This is a genomic window from Streptomyces sp. NPDC103540, from assembly GCF_055584445.1.
On the sequence record NZ_JBVJMA010000005.1, the window covers coordinates 438496 to 452320 of the forward strand.

At 75.3% G+C, this 13825-nt stretch carries 13 protein-coding genes; 3 read left to right on the plus strand and 10 right to left on the minus strand.

Annotated elements, in window-relative coordinates:
- Positions 1-34: 34 nt before the first annotated feature.
- The 3 genes from ACZ6ZI_RS15315 to ACZ6ZI_RS15325 all read right to left on the minus strand — a co-directional run bounded on the left by ACZ6ZI_RS15315 (position 35) and on the right by ACZ6ZI_RS15325 (position 6804).
- On the minus strand, positions 35-3508 hold the full coding sequence (locus tag ACZ6ZI_RS15315) for an SAV_2336 N-terminal domain-related protein (RefSeq protein WP_469520348.1): 3474 nt from the start codon (positions 3506-3508) through the stop codon (positions 35-37).
- Between the two features lie 4 nt (positions 3509-3512).
- Positions 3513-4577, minus strand: coding sequence for an AAA family ATPase (locus ACZ6ZI_RS15320; protein ID WP_469520351.1), 1065 nt, complete (start codon positions 4575-4577; stop codon positions 3513-3515).
- Between the two features lie 145 nt (positions 4578-4722).
- Positions 4723-6804, minus strand: coding sequence for a VMAP-C domain-containing protein (locus tag ACZ6ZI_RS15325; protein ID WP_469520353.1), 2082 nt, complete (start codon positions 6802-6804; stop codon positions 4723-4725).
- 148 nt (positions 6805-6952) lie between these two features.
- Here ACZ6ZI_RS15325 and ACZ6ZI_RS15330 point away from each other — a divergent pair, with 148 nt between their 5' ends.
- Positions 6953-7138 carry a DUF6104 family protein gene (locus ACZ6ZI_RS15330; RefSeq protein ID WP_164267593.1) on the plus strand — a complete coding sequence of 62 codons (186 nt, stop codon included), beginning with the start codon at positions 6953-6955 and terminating at the stop codon, positions 7136-7138.
- A 76-nt stretch (positions 7139-7214) separates the two neighbouring features.
- On the opposite strand, the gene ACZ6ZI_RS15335 is transcribed toward ACZ6ZI_RS15330, so the two are convergent.
- The 4 genes from ACZ6ZI_RS15335 to sodN all read right to left on the minus strand — a co-directional run bounded on the left by ACZ6ZI_RS15335 (position 7215) and on the right by sodN (position 9946).
- The gene (locus ACZ6ZI_RS15335) at positions 7215-7544 is read right to left on the minus strand and encodes a hypothetical protein (protein ID WP_469520356.1); all 330 of its coding nucleotides are present in this window, start codon (positions 7542-7544) and stop codon (positions 7215-7217) included.
- On the minus strand, positions 7541-8017 hold the full coding sequence (locus ACZ6ZI_RS15340; RefSeq protein WP_469520359.1) for a hypothetical protein: 477 nt from the start codon (positions 8015-8017) through the stop codon (positions 7541-7543). Before ACZ6ZI_RS15340 ends, ACZ6ZI_RS15335 begins: the two co-directional genes overlap by 4 nt.
- 87 nt (positions 8018-8104) lie before the next feature.
- Positions 8105-9349: a helix-turn-helix domain-containing protein gene (locus tag ACZ6ZI_RS15345; RefSeq protein ID WP_469520362.1), complete on the minus strand. Its 1245-nt coding sequence runs from the start codon at positions 9347-9349 to the stop codon at positions 8105-8107.
- Positions 9350-9550: 201 nt separating this feature from the next.
- The gene (sodN, locus tag ACZ6ZI_RS15350) at positions 9551-9946 is read right to left on the minus strand and encodes a superoxide dismutase, Ni (RefSeq protein WP_007266490.1); all 396 of its coding nucleotides are present in this window, start codon (positions 9944-9946) and stop codon (positions 9551-9553) included.
- A gap of 173 nt (positions 9947-10119) precedes the next feature.
- Here sodN and sodX point away from each other — a divergent pair, with 173 nt between their 5' ends.
- Complete coding sequence (gene sodX / locus ACZ6ZI_RS15355) at positions 10120-10539, plus strand: nickel-type superoxide dismutase maturation protease (protein WP_469520366.1); 420 nt, start codon at positions 10120-10122, stop codon at positions 10537-10539.
- Here sodX and ACZ6ZI_RS15360 read toward each other — a convergent pair.
- A complete protein-coding gene (locus tag ACZ6ZI_RS15360) occupies positions 10443-11072 on the minus strand; it encodes a CGNR zinc finger domain-containing protein (protein ID WP_469520370.1) in 630 nt (209 codons plus the stop codon). The two genes, sodX and ACZ6ZI_RS15360, sit on opposite strands and share 97 nt — an antisense overlap.
- A gap of 93 nt (positions 11073-11165) precedes the next feature.
- Here ACZ6ZI_RS15360 and ACZ6ZI_RS15365 point away from each other — a divergent pair, with 93 nt between their 5' ends.
- A complete protein-coding gene (locus tag ACZ6ZI_RS15365; protein ID WP_363053248.1) occupies positions 11166-11936 on the plus strand; it encodes a class I SAM-dependent methyltransferase in 771 nt (256 codons plus the stop codon).
- 149 nt (positions 11937-12085) lie between these two features.
- On the opposite strand, the gene ACZ6ZI_RS15370 is transcribed toward ACZ6ZI_RS15365, so the two are convergent.
- Together ACZ6ZI_RS15370 and ACZ6ZI_RS15375 are read right to left on the minus strand one after the other, a co-directional pair.
- Entirely contained in the window at positions 12086-12838 is a 753-nt protein-coding gene (locus tag ACZ6ZI_RS15370) for an amino acid ABC transporter ATP-binding protein (protein WP_363053428.1), read from the minus strand.
- An 11-nt stretch (positions 12839-12849) separates the two neighbouring features.
- On the minus strand, positions 12850-13800 hold the full coding sequence (locus ACZ6ZI_RS15375; protein WP_469520375.1) for an amino acid ABC transporter permease: 951 nt from the start codon (positions 13798-13800) through the stop codon (positions 12850-12852).
- Between the last annotated feature and the right edge of the window lie 25 nt (positions 13801-13825).

Genomic DNA, 13825 nt, shown 5'->3' on the forward strand with positions numbered 1-13825 from the left:
CGGCGCGGGCCGGGCAAGACGCGGAGGAGAGCGCCTAACCCCCCGTCTCCAGGGCGTGAACGCGGGCCCGGACGGCGCGGGCCCGTTCGTCGTCCGGGGTGCCGAGGCGCTGCCACAGTTCCAGGGCGGCCCGGTAGGCGTCCAGGGCCGCGCGGGGGCGGGCCAGCCGTTCCAGGACGTCCCCGCGCCGTTGTTGGACGCGGGCCGCGAGGCGCAGGGCGGCGCCGTCCGCGCGGCGGTCGGCGTGGTCCTCGCGGGCGTCGTGGTCGGCCTCCAGAGCGGCGCGCCAGGACCGCCGGTAGGAGTCGGCGGCCCGGTCGAGCCGGTCGGCGGTGCCGGTGTGGGCGTGGATCTCCTGCTGCACGTCCCCGTGTTCCCGCCAGGCGCGGGCCCGTTCGAGGGGGCCGTGGCTCTGCCGGACGGCCAGCTCCAACAGGTACTCCGCCTCCCTGAGGTCGACGAGGTCCCCCTCGTAGGCGTGCCGCAGCCGCAGCCCGGCGGCCAGCCTCAGCAGCCGGTACGCCGATCCGGGGTCGGACTGGGGCACCGCCGCCCGGCTCTCGCGCAGGACCCGTACGGCGAGGGAGGCGAAGCGGCGGCCGTCGCCGGCCCGGGCCCGGTCCAGGAGCGCGTCGCCCCACTCGGGGAGCAGCTCCGCGAAGGCGTCCGCGTCCCGTGGGATCAGCCCCCGGGCCCGGCCGTAGGCCTCGCCGGCCTCCTCCAGGGCCGCCGGGTCGCCGTCGCGCGCGTACCGGGCCCGGTGCACCCGGGCCAGGCACAGCAGGGCGGCCAACCGCAGCTCGGGGTCCCCGACGGACTCCTCCAGGGCCCGGGCCAGCTGCCCGGCCGCCTCCTCCAGCCGCGCCGGGAGGTGGCGCAGCGCGGCGGCCAGCTCCACGCGCACGCGCGCCCGCGTCCCGCGCGCCTCCGTCGGGCCGACGGGCCGGGCGACCCGGCGTTCCCGGATCCCGGCCGCGCCCGCCCCGGCGTCGGCGTCGGCGTCGGCATCGGTCGGGGCCCCGTCGTGCCCGGCGTTCCCGTCGTGCCCGGCGTTCCCGTCGTGCCCGCCGGCGCCGTGCTCGGCGGCGCCCCGCCCGTGCGGTCGCGGCGCGTCGGGGTCGGTGGCGGAGGCGCCGTCCAGCAGGGCGGCCAGGGCGGTGCCCAGACGGGCGGCGGCCCGTTCGGCCAGGGCGGTGCGTTCCGTCGGGTCCGGGGTGTGGGGCAGCAGGGCCAGCAGCACCCGGCCCAGGGCCAGCAGCAGTTCGGGGTGGGCGCCCGGGCCGCCCGGGGCCTCCTGCGGCAGGACCGCGGCCTCCAGCGCCACCCGCGCCTCGTGCAGCGGGCCGGCGTCGCCGCGCAGCTCGCCCAGCCGGATCAGGGTCTGCGCCCGCCGGACCGCGCAGTCCCGGCGCAGGCGGGGGTCGGCGGCGGCGCCGGCCTGCGCGAACTCCCGCTCGGCGGCGGCCAGCAGCTCCGCGTCGGGGCGGCCGGCCAGGGCCCGTTCGTACAGCACCCGGCCCAGGGCGGCGCCGGCGGCGGGCGTGCGCAGGCCGGTCAGGGCCCGTTCGGCCTCGTCGAGGAGTTCGGGGTCGCGCTGTTCGGCCCACAGCCACAGCAGGACCTCCGCGAGCGCGGTCTCGGCCTCCTCCGGCGGGTCCTCGGGTCCGGGCGGGGCGGTGACGGCCCGGCGCAGCAGGGCGGCGGCCTCGTACAGGGCCCGCGCGTCGCCGTCCACGAGCCGGTCCAGGGCCGCGCGCAGGGAGCGGGCGCGGTCGGGGACGGGCGGTGCGGGGGGCGCGGTCACGGCGTGGGCGGGGTCCTCTTCGGGCGGGCCGGGCAGGTAGCGGCGTACGACCTTGGCCGACACGTGGGCGAAGGCCTGCGGGGGGCGCAGCGGGGGCACCCGGCCGGCTTCGGCCCCGGGTTCGGTGAGGGGGACGCCGGTGAGCTGGGAGACGGCGAGCGCGGGGAAGTTGCGCACGCCGCGGCCGAAGTGCGCGAGGACGTACTCGGAGCAGTGGGTGAGCACGAGCGCGGCCTCGTCCCGTCCCAGGGGTCCCAGCAGCACGTCCTGCACCCCGGGGACGAACTCGTACCACTGGCCCGGCGCCTCCCCGCTGCGCCGCAGGAGTCCGCTGAGCAGGACCTCGGCGAGGTCGGAGGGTTCGGAGTCGGGGAGCATCGTGCGCTGGACGAGCCGCATCACGGGCAGGGTGAGCGGGGCCGCGGACAGGTACACGGCGAGCCGGACGGCGTCGGGCGCGGCGGAGGAGCGGAAGCGGCGCACGAGTTCGCGGGGCGGTCGGGCGGCCCTGGGCAGGGGCTGGGGGGACGCGGGGTGGCGGGCGAGGACGCGGCCCACCTCGGCCGGTACGGGGCCGGTGCCCAGCCCCGCGACGAGCCGGGCCCATGCCCCGAGGGCGGTGGCGCTGGGCGGCAGCACCGGGACGGTGAGCCCTCCGGTGGGCCGGCCGGGCCGGGGCGCCCGGTCGGAGCGGAAGCGCAGCAGCGGGCCGGCGCCCGCGCCCGCGCCGCCGTCGGCGCGCTCCAGCACGCCGCGTTCGGTGGGCAGCCAGCTGCGGCTCCAGAGGCGCTGCGGGAGGGGTTGGACGACCACGCAGGGCGCGCACTGGGCCCACCGGTGGAGCAGGCGTTGGGCCTCTCCCTCGCGCCACAGCGGTCCGGCGCAGTCGGAGACGACCATGGTCAGGGTGCGTCCGGTGGGGTCGCGCAGTTGGTCGCCGGAGCGCAGGGCGGTGCCGGGGGCGGGGCCGCGCCCGATCGCGGCCGTGCCGTCGGCGGGCCGGTGGAGGTAGTGGACCTGGACGTCGCGGAAGGCGCCGAGGCGTTCACAGACGGCCCGCAGCTCCTCGAACATCTCGTGCCAGACGGCCATGGACGGGGAGGCGTCCATCACCAGCCGTACGGTCGCCTCGCGGCGGGTCTCGGGCCGGAACACGGGGATGAGCAGGCCGAGGGCGCGGGCTCCGGCCTCCGCGGTGGCGGCCTCGTCCAGGACGTGTCGGGTGGGCGGGCCGGGCGGGCGGTGGCGTTGCAGGGCGCGCAGGGCTCGTTGGACCTCCAGGATGCGCGGCAGCGCGGCCGCCGCGGGCACCCGTACGGGGATCGCGCCCGGCGTCTGCCCGCCGCCGAACGGTTCGCCGTCGGCGTCGGGGCCGGCCTCGGCACCGGTCTCCCCGTCCGGGTCGGTCCCGGGGGCGGGGGCGCCGCCGGCCGGGTAGAGGCGCAGCGCCTCCTCGGCGTCGGTCTCCGCCCGGGGGCGGGTCGGGCGCGGTCCCTCGCCGGTCTCCTCGCCGGAATCTCCCTCCTCTCGGTCCGGTCGGGGCGGGGTGTCGCGCGGGCCGCCCGGGGCGGCGGCGCGGGCCGCCTCGCGGGTGCGGCCGGCCAGCCACAGGGCGTCGGCGAGTTCCTCGGCGGAGGGGTCGAGCCCGACGGAGCGCAGCAGGCCGGCGAGGGCGCGGATCACCGGGTCGGGGGATGCGGCCACGGGCTCACCTCGGACGGTCGAGGCGCTGGATGAGCAGGTCCGCGAGGTCCTCGCGGGTGGGCGGGGCGGCGTAGTGGGTGAGGTAGATGGCGTTGAGGAGTTGGTCGGCCGCGACCAGCTCGGAGCGGGAGCGGCTGAGGAACTCGCGGATCAGGTCGGCGCCGAGTTGCGCCGCCTCCTCCCCGAGGTGGGCGCGGACCATGCCGGCGAGGCGCTTCTCGCCCGGGGGGCCGAGCTTGAGTTGGATGCAGCGGCGCAACAGGGCGGCGGGGAAGTCCCGTTCGCCGTTGCTGGTGAGGATGATGAAGGGGAAGGCCCGGCAGCGCACGCGGCCGTCGCGGACGGTGACCTTGGTGCCGTCGTCGGTGAGGACGCGCACCTCGGGTTCGGAGTCGGCGACCCGTTCCAGTTCGGGCAGCGTGAACTCGCCTTCCTCCAGGACGTTCAGGAGGTCGTTGGGCAGGTCGATGTCGCTCTTGTCGAGTTCGTCGATGAGCAGCACGCGCGGTCGCGCGGTGGGCAGCAGGGCGGTGCCGAGCGGGCCGAGGCGGATGTACCGGCCGATGCCGCTGTCGGCTCCGCCGTGGACTCCGCCGTGGCCTCCGGCGTCGACTCCGCCGTCGGGGGCCCGGTCCGACCGGCCGGCGCCCGCCGTGATCTGGACGTCCTGGAGGCGGGCGAGGGCGTCGTAGCGGTAGAGGCCCTCCTGGAGGACGGTCCGCGAGACCACCGGCCAGCGCAGGACCCGCCCCAGTTTCAGCTCGTGGGCGACGGCGTGCGCCAGGGTGGACTTCCCGGTGCCCGGGTAGCCGGTGACCAGCAGCGGCCGGCGCAGGTAGAGGGCCGCGTTGACCGCCTCCAGCTCCTCCGGTTCGGGCCGGTGCAGGGCGGCGGCCCGGCGGTGGGCGCCCAGCCTGCGCGCCACGCTCCCGTCGACGGCCGCGGCGGCCCCCTCCGGTTCGGCGAGGGGTCCGCCGTCGAAGTCCCGCCACGGCGGCGGGTCGGGCAGCGCCCCGATCCCGTCGTGGGGTTCGCCCACCCCCCGGTAGATCAGCCATTCCTCGCTCACGCCCGCTCCCTCCCACGACCCCACACCCGTACGGACCCGCTCCGTACGGGTCCCGCGCTCCGTGCTCCCCCGGACGCCGCGCCCGCCGCCGCCCGGCTCCCCCGCACCCCGGGCGCGGCGCCCGGGGCGGTCGTCCGCCGCCCGCTCACAGGTCCCCCTGGAGCGGCTCGTCCTCGGGCAGGGGCCGCGCCGGGTCGTCCCAGACGAGGGTCACCCCGGCCGCCCAGTAGGCGTCGGGGTCCGCCCCGTAGGCCCGGGCCCGCAGCGCCCGCAGGCGCTGCGGCAACACCGCGGCGCGGCCCGCCTCGGCCAACTCCTCGCGCAGCCCGCGGTGGAAGGGCGCGCAGGACACGGGCGGGCCGGGCGGCGGGCGGCGGCCGACCAGCACGCCGTAGCCCGTCTCCCGTACGGCGCGCAGCGCGCCCAGCGTCGGTTCGGCGTCGGCCGCCCGACAGAGCACGGGGACGGTGTTGTCCAGGAGTCCGGCCAGCCAGCCGGGCGAGGGGCTGCGCGGTCGCCCGCGCGCGCAGTCGGCCCGCTGGTCGAGGAGCGGCCCCTCGCGCACCCGCGCCCACCGGCCGGCCGCGGCCGGTCCCCCGTCGCCGTCCGGGTGGCGGAGCACCACCGGGCGCTGGACGCCCACGGGCACCCCGCCCGACAGCGTCCAGGCGTCCACCGGGAGTCCGAACAGCTCCGGTTCCACGGCCACTTCGAGGAGCGATGCCGCCTCGTGCGTGTCGCAGCGCCGGAAGCCCTCGGCGAGCGGGGCCCGCAGGACCTCGGGCAGGTCCGGGGGGCGGACGCGGACGCCGGACGCGATCGGGGTGACGTGGCCGGGGCGGGCGGGACCGGCCAGGACGGAGACCCGCCAGTCGTGGACGTCCTCCCAGCCGTGCGCCCACACCTCCAGCAGTACGGAGGGTCCCGACGGGGGTCCCGTGGCGGTCCTGGACCGGCCGCGCGCGCCCGTCGCGGCGTGGGCGCGGCGGCGGCGCTCGCGTTCGACGAGGCCGCGGTCGCGCTGCTCGCCCAGTTCGCGCCGCAGCGGGCGCCACAGTCGCTCCGCGGTGGTGCGCACCCAGTCCCACAGTTCGTCGTCCGCGCCGGGCGAGGGGGGCTCGCGGTGGTCGGCGACGCTCACGCCGGTCGCGTAGCGGAGCATCGCCGCGGCCTCACCGCCGACGCCGGGCGGATCGTGCAGCAGGCCGAGGCCGTCGCGCCAGCCGAGCGGGGCCGGTACGGCGGTGTCCGGTTCCTCGCCCCGGGCCTGTTCGACGAGCTCGCGCACGGCCTCCGAGGAGCCGGGCGGCGGCAGCTCGGCGAGCAGCCCGCACAGGGTGGTGAACTCCCCGGGGGTGAGCCGGCCCCGGCCGCCGTGGCGTGCGCCGTACCGGTCGGGCTCGGCGGGGGCGAGTTCGTCGTGGACGTCGGTCCAGGTGCGGCGGCTGTCGAGGTCGCTCAGGTGGCGGTCGTGGTGGTAGAGGTCGTGGGCCTGCATCACCCTGCGGTACAGGCCGGTCTGGCCGGTGGCGGCCATGGGCAGGGTCCGCAGTTGGGACACCGAGACGGCGAGTCCTCCCCCGCCGCCGTGCCGGCGGGCCTTGACGACGCCGACGACCTCGCCGCGCGCGAGGTCCACGACGGGGCCGCCGGACATGCCGGCCTCGATCTCGTCGTCGTCCCCGAGGCGGATGGCGGCGCCGTGGGCGGCGATGCCGCGCAGCCGGGTGGTGCGGCCGGTGATCTCGGGGACGCCGAGTTCCTCGGTGCAGCCGAAGTAGGCGGCCTCGTCGAGGTGGGGGCCGGCGCGGTCGGTGAGCCAGACGCAGGCGTGCGAGACGGGGGCGAGGACCCGGACCAGGGCCAGGTCGGGCAGGTCCCACAGGGCCCGGCGGCCGGGGCGCCGTTCCTCCAGCCGTTCGGGCAGGACGCATTCCACCCGGCCCGCGACGGTTCCGGTGGCCCCGTCGGGGCCGGACTGGAAAGTGATGCCGAGCTCGCGCCCCGCCAGCCGCATCGCGGCACCCCCTTCGCCGACCACGTGCGCGCACGTCAGGACCCAGCCGGGGGCGATGAAGAAGCCGCTGCCCCAGGTGGGTCCGGACCAGTCGCTGCCGGGGTTGTCATACCCGCCCCGGGGCGGATGGACGCGTACCGTCGCGGCCCGGACCAGGGGTTCCAGGAGCGCGTAGGCACGCGCCGAACCGGTGCCCAGCCCGTCAGGCATCCCGCGCCCCCCGCCCACCGTCAGGCCCTGTCGCCCCATCGTGGCCGTCCAGGCTAGCCCCGGGGACGGACGTGGCGGGAGGGTGTGGTCGTAAGGCGGATTATCCTGGCGGGAAACACCCCCACCACGACACGGCACGGAGCCCGACTTGTACTTCACCGATCGCGGCATCGAGGAGCTGGAGAAGCGGCGCGGCGAGGAGGAGGTCACCTTCGAGTGGCTCGCCGAGCAGCTCCGTACGTTCGTCGACCTCAACCCGGACTTCGAGGTCCCGGTGGAGCGCCTCGCCACCTGGCTGGCCCGTCTCGACGACGAGGACGAGGACGACGACTGACCCCGCCCGCCCGGCCCCGGGCCCGGCGCGCACACCCCCGAGGGGCCCGACCACACCCGGTCGGGCCCCTCGCCCGTCACCCACCCCCACACCCGCCCGGCGACCGAAAAGCTTCGGACCGCGCGGCGAGCCGGGCGCACGCGGCGAGGAGCACCGGGGTGAGCGCGGCGACCCGGGCCGCGAGGAACGCCTCGTCCGCGTCTCCGTCGAAGTAGTGGCTGCGGGCCCATCCGCAGCGGTCCGGGTGGTGGTGGACGGCTCGGGCGTGGCGGCAGGGGCGGCAGTCGGCCATGGGGCCGCCGTAGCGGAACACGACCGGCGCGGGCAGGCCGCACCCGGCGCACGGTGTCCAGGGCCGCGCGCACAGCCCGTCGGGGTGCGCGTGCGACGCCGCGACCTCGATCATCCGCCCGCCCCGCCGAGCCGGGCCTCGCCGACGCGGACGAGCAGGCGGACGGCGGCGGTGCGGCAGAACCAGTCCCCGGGGACTGGGGGCGCGGCCCAGTACAGGGGCCGCCGCTCCTCGCCCCGGGCCCGCAGCGGGTCGGGCACCCCGAGGTACGTGCCGTGGCCGAGGCACTCCGCGCCGGCGCGGGCACCCCACCCCCGCGCCGTGCCGGGCTCGACGAGGGCGTAGTGGTTGCGCCCGCGCGCGTCGTGGATGACGGGTCCTTCCAGGGCCACGGCGAGGACGAGGCCCACGACGTCGTCCCGGTCGCTCAGGGTCGCGGCCCGGGCCAGGGCGTCGGGGATCCGCACGGCCTCGAACCGCGCCCCGAGCGGCAGCACGGCCACGCCCCGCTCCCGCCACTCGGCGTGCGCGACCGCCGGATCGTCCAGACACCGCGCGTACCAGTCGGCCGTTCTCCTACAGGACACGGCGGCTCCCTACCGTCGTCAGCGAGTGGTGGCACGACGGTAGGGGCGGGGGCGCCACGACGGGGGTACGGATTGTGCCCCCATCGGTCAGGCCGTCAGCAGCCCCAGCCGCTGGGCCAGTTCGGAGGCCCGGCGGCGCCGGGCGGGAACCTTCGAATCGGCCTCCTCCAGGACGATCCGCTTCGCGTAGCCGTTGTACTGGACGGTCTCCGGTGCCGTCTCGTGGGCCTGCGCGACCGTCGCGAGGGCGACGTCGGGTTGTCCGTCCAGGTGGTAGCCGCGGGCCTGCTCGATGCGGTGGCGGGCCCTGCGCGGCCGGGAGGGGATCGCGTCGGCCTCCGCGCGTGCCGCCTGGCGCGCGGACTCCCCACCCGCGTGCAGCTCGACCGCGACGGATACCGCGTGCGCGCCGATCACCGCCCGCGAGAAGCTCGTGACCGGGTGGAAGTAGCCGGCGGGCAGGGTCTCGGCGAGCCTGCGGGCCTCGTCCCAGTACCGCCAGGCCGTACCCGTCTCGGCACGGCGCGCGGCGGTCAGTCCCGCCTCGACCGTCAGTGCCCCGGCCACGGCCCGGACGTCCTCCCCGGCGTCCGGCAGCAACGGCTCCAGGTAGCGCAGGGCCTCCGAGGTGATGGCGTCCGCCGCGTCCAACCCGGCGCTGTCGCGGTGGGCCTGTGTGGTCAGCCACGCGGCCAGGCCGATGGCGTGGGGGTCCTCGGAGTCCTGGGCCGCCATCATGCCGCGCTCGGCGACCCGCCACACGAGGGGAGCGTCCGGCTGGTAGGCGCAGAAGAACTGGGTCAGGAAGTAGGTCTCCGCCAGTCGGGCCTGGGCCGCCTTCCGGTCCGCGAGCGTGGCGGCCTGCCGGACGGCGGCCTGGGCGTCCCGGATCAGGTCCGGCAGCAGCGCCCCCACCACCTCGCGGTGGTGGGGGGCCGAGTGCCGGGCCGACCAGGCGCGCGTCAGTCGGGCGGACAGGTGCGCGGCGGACGGCGCGTCGCGGCCGACGCCGAGGGGCAGCTCGTTGACCGCCTCCCTGACGGCGGCGAACCGCGCGTGCCCGGGTCCGGCGAACAGGGCGGTGTGCATGGACTGGTCCCCCGTGAGTTCGGAAAGATCCCGCACGCGCAGCGCCTCGGCGATCCGCAGGATGAGTGACAGGGAAGGGGTCTTCAGCCGACCCGTCTCGACGGCCTTCACCCACGATCCGGATCGGCCGGTGAGGCCGCCGAGTTGGTCGCGGGTGACGCCTCGACGAGTGCGGAGGATCTGCATCCGCTGGCCGAAGGCCAGGGGATCGCCGTAGGGGTGCGGGGAAGCATCAGGTGACATGGGCCTTGCCCTCCTACCGTGCGGCTCGACACCGACAGGGTAAGAGGCGGGCTCGATCCGTGTGATCGAGAGCGGCAGTCTCGTCCCGCGCCCCGAGGCCTCGACCGGGGGCGGACAGCCCAACGGCCCGGCCGCTCGGAGCGGTCGGGCCGTTGTCGCGTGCGCGCTGAGCGGCGCGGGGGGATCCCCCGGGCACCGGGATCAGGCGGCCTTGGTCTCCCAGAAGATCCGGTCGATCTCGGCGATGAGCTCCAGGGCCTTGGCGCCGGTCGCCGGGTCGTTCGACGCCTTGGCGGCCGAGAGGGCCTTCAGGGTGTCGTTGACCAGGGTGTGGAGCTGCGGGTACTTCTCGAAGTGCGGGGGCTTGAAGTAGTCGCTCCACAGCACCGACACGTGGTGCTTCGCGAGCTCGGCGCGCTGCTCCTTGATGGTGATGGCGCGCGCGCGGAAGTCCGCGTCCTCGTTGGCCTGGTACTTCTCCTGGACGGCCTTGACCGACTCGGCCTCGATGCGGGCCTGGGCCGGGTCGTACACGCCGCAGGGCAGGTCGCAGTGGGCGGAGACCTTCACCTTGGGGGCGAAGAAACGGGAAAGCATGGGGCTTGTCCTCCTCGTGATCGTCTTCTCAAGGGTGGAGATTACTCGCTGAGAAAGGGGAAATCGCGGGCGCCCCCATGGGCTTGGGACAAAAGTCCAGCCCCGGACGAGGAGTGGTGAGCGAACGTACGGCGCCGTACGGCAGCATGCGGGGAGGGACAAGGAGGGCGGACATGACGGAGAACAGGCGCGAACGGGTGCGTTTCGGTGTCGTCGAGGTGACGGGCCCGTCGATGGTTCCGACGCTGTCGCAGGGGGACCGGCTCGTGGTCCGCTACGGGGCGCTGGTCCGACCGGGTGACGTGGTCGTGTTCCGGCATCCGTTCCAGCAGGACCTGCTCGTGGTGAAGCGGGCGGTGGAGCGGCGCCCGGGCGGCTGGTGGATGCTCGGCGACAACCCGTTCAACGAGACCGGCGACAGCACCGTCTACGGGGCGGTGCCCGAGGACCTGGTCCTGGCGACGGCCGTGCTGCGCCTGCGCCCGCGCGACCCGGCTCAGCGCTCGCTCAGGGCCCGGCTGTCCTGGCTGCTGTCGGCGGCGCGGCCGCTGCGCGCGGACTCCTCGGCCTCCAGGCGCTTGCGGGCGCGGTAGGCGGCGACGTTGGCGCGGGTGGCGCAGCGGTCGGAGCAGTAGCGCCGGGAGCGGTTGGTGGAGGTGTCGAGGTAGGCGTTGCGGCAGGGCGCGGCCTGGCAGAGGCCGAGCCGGTCGGGGCCGTGTTCGGTGAGGTGGAAGGCGAGCCCGAAGGACGCGATGGCGGCGTAGCCGGCGGAGGCGTTGGAGGGGTGGTCGGCGAGGTGGATGTGCCAGTCGGGGTGGCCGTCCGGGCCGACGGTCTCGTGGCCGGAGACCTGGGGGCTGACGGGGAACTCCATGAGCAGGGAGTTCAGCAGGTCGACGGCGAGGACGTGGTCGCCGCCGTCGGCGGCCTCGAAGACGGAGCGCAGCCGGCCGCGGACGTTGCGGAAGCGGGTGACGTCGGTGTCGGTGACCCGGCGGGCCATCTGGACGCTGGCCCCGAAGAGGGCGCGGACGTCGTCGGCGGAGGTGAGGGAGTCCTTGCCGCGGGCCGGCTCCTCGGTGTTGACCAGGCGCACGGCATAGTCCGAGTAATGGGCCAGTTCCACTTGTAGTCCTTACGGCTGCGGGTTAGTGTCTGCGGGGGCCGGCTGTAACGGCCGATATACGTTCGAGGGTATTACGTGGAGGAGGGTTTCGGGATGACGGATGCGCGGACCGACTCGATCGGCACGGACTGGCAGGCCTGGCAGGACAGCTGGGACCGCCAGCAGGAGTGGTACATGCCCGACCGCGAGGAACGGTTCCGGGTCATGCTGGACATGGTCGAGGCACTGGTCGGTCCCACCCCCCGGGTCCTGGATCTCGCGTGCGGTACGGGAAGTATCACGGACCGGCTCCTCAAGCGGTTCCCGGAGGCGACGAGCACCGGGCTGGATCTAGACCCCGCGCTGCTGACGATCGCCCGGGGCCACTTCGAGGGGGACGACCGCGTCACCTTCGTCACCGCCGACCTCAAGGACCCGAACTGGCCGGCGGCGCTCCCCCACGACTCCTACGACGCCGTGCTGACCGCCACCGCCCTGCACTGGCTGCCCAGCGCGGACCTGTCGGTCCTCTACGGGCGGATCGCGCCGCTGGTGCGCCCCGGCGGGGTGTTCATGAACGCCGACCACATGCCCGACCCGAGCACCCCGCGCATCGACGCCGCCGAGCACGCCCACCGGCACGCCGGCATGGACCGGGCCCGCGCGCAGGGCGTGCCCGACTGGCGCGAGTGGTGGGCCCTGGCCGCCGCCGACCCGGTGCTGGCGGAGCCCACGAAGGCCCGGTTCGAGATCTACGGCGAGCACGCCGACGGCGACACCCCCGACGAGGCCTGGCACGCCCGCACGCTGCGCGAGGCCGGTTTCGCGGAGGCCCGTACCGTCTGGCGCTCCCCCTCGGACGCGCTGGTCCTCGGGCTGAGGTAGCGGGACCGAAGGAGGGGCGGCGCCCGCCCGCCCCGGCGGGAACGGGGTCGGGGTCGGGAACGCGCGAGAGGGGCGGTACGGGTCTTCCGTACCGCCCCTCTCGCGTGTCGCGGGGACCGTGCCTAACGCGCCGGGACCGGTCACGACGGTCACAGCACCTTGGACAGGAACGCCTTCGTGCGGTCGTGCTGCGGGTTGCCGAGGACGTCACGCGGGTTGCCCGACTCGACGACCACGCCGCCGTCCATGAAGACGAGGTTGTCGCCGACCTCGCGGGCGAAGCCCATCTCGTGCGTGACGACCACCATCGTCATGCCGGACTCGGCCAGGTCGCGCATGACGTCGAGGACGTCACCGACCAGCTCCGGGTCCAGGGCCGACGTGGGCTCGTCGAAGAGCATCAGCTTCGGCTCCATGGCCAGCGCGCGGGCGATGGCCACGCGCTGCTGCTGGCCGCCGGAGAGCTGCGTCGGGTAGTTCCCGCCCTTGTCGCCGAGGCCGACGCGGTCGAGGAGCTTGACGGCGCGCTCCCGCGCGACGGCCTTGCTCTCGCCCTTGACCATGACGGGGGCTTCCATGACGTTCTCGATGGCCGTCATGTGCGGGAAGAGGTTGAAGCGCTGGAAGACCATGCCGATGTCCCGGCGCTGGGCCGCGACCTCGCTGTCCTTCAGCTCGTAGAGCTTGTCGCCCTTCTGCTTGTAGCCCACCAGGTGGCCGTCGACCGAGAGCCGGCCGGCGTTGATGCGCTCCAGGTGGTTGATGCACCGCAGGAAGGTCGACTTGCCGGAGCCGGAGGGACCGACCAGGCAGAAGACCTCGCGGGGGGCGACCTCCAGGTCGATGCCGCGCAGGATGTGGGCGGCGCCGTACGACTTGTGGACGCCTTCGGCCTTGACCATCGGCTGGGCGGTCACTTCGCCACCTCCGTACGGCGGAACAGGTTCAGGTTGGCCTTCAGCCGCTGGAGCGGCGTGGGCGGCAGGCTGCGCAGGGAACCGCGGGCGTAGCGGCGCTCCAGGTAGTACTGCCCGACGCTGAAGACGCTGGTGAGGGCGAGGTACCAGATGGAGGCGACGAAGTACATCTCGATGACCGCGCCGGCCGTGGTGCCGATGTTGGAGCTGGCCCGCAGGAGTTCGGTGTACTGCACCGCCGAGACCAGGGAGGAGGTCTTCAGCATGTTGATGAACTCGTTGCCGGTCGGCGGGATGATCACGCGCATCGCCTGCGGGAGCACGACCCGGCGCATCGTCTGGACCTGCGTCATGCCGAGCGCGTGCGAGGCCTCGGTCTGGCCCTCGTCGACGGACTGGATGCCGGCCCGGACGATCTCCGCCATGTAGGCGCCCTCGTTCAGGCCGAGGCCCAGCAGGGCGACCATGAACGGGGTCATGACGTCGACGGTCTCGTTCTTGTAGATCGGACCGAGGTCGATGTACTGGAAGATCAGCGGGAGGCTGAACCAGACCAGCAGCTGCACGTAGACCGGGGTGCCGCGGAAGAACCAGATGTAGAGCCAGGCCACGAAGCTGGTGACCGGGTTCTTCGACAGCCGCATCACCGCGAAGAGGATGCCGAGCGCGAGGCCCAGCGCCATCGAGGCGATGGAGATGATCACGGTGTTGCCGAGACCGGCGAGCACCGAGGGGTCGAACAGCTTGTCACCGACCGTGCCCCAGATGATCTTGCCCTGGGAGAAGGCGTAGACGAGCCAGGTGAGCAGTACGGCCACGACGACGGCGCTGATCCAGCGACCGTAGTGCCGTACGGGGATGGCCTTGATCGCCTCGTAGGGGGTGCCCGAGGCGCCGGGCCCGGCCGGCGGAGTGGCGGCCGGACCCTTGTCGATCTTGTCAGTCACAATGACTGCCCTTCAGTGGAGCGCT

Bases quoted from the DNA above. Each gene is read 5' to 3' on its own strand.
- ACZ6ZI_RS15325 (WP_469520353.1), bottom strand. From the start codon at position 6,804: ATGCCTGACGGGCTGGGCACCGGTTCGGCGCGTGCCTACGCGCTCCTG.
- ACZ6ZI_RS15335 (WP_469520356.1), bottom strand. From the start codon at position 7,544: ATGATCGAGGTCGCGGCGTCGCACGCGCACCCCGACGGGCTGTGCGCG.
- ACZ6ZI_RS15345 (WP_469520362.1), bottom strand. From the start codon at position 9,349: ATGTCACCTGATGCTTCCCCGCACCCCTACGGCGATCCCCTGGCCTTC.
- sodN (WP_007266490.1), bottom strand. From the start codon at position 9,946: ATGCTTTCCCGTTTCTTCGCCCCCAAGGTGAAGGTCTCCGCCCACTGC.
- sodX (WP_469520366.1), top strand. From the start codon at position 10,120: ATGACGGAGAACAGGCGCGAACGGGTGCGTTTCGGTGTCGTCGAGGTG.
- ACZ6ZI_RS15365 (WP_363053248.1), top strand. From the start codon at position 11,166: ATGACGGATGCGCGGACCGACTCGATCGGCACGGACTGGCAGGCCTGG.
- ACZ6ZI_RS15370 (WP_363053428.1), bottom strand. From the start codon at position 12,838: ATGGTCAAGGCCGAAGGCGTCCACAAGTCGTACGGCGCCGCCCACATC.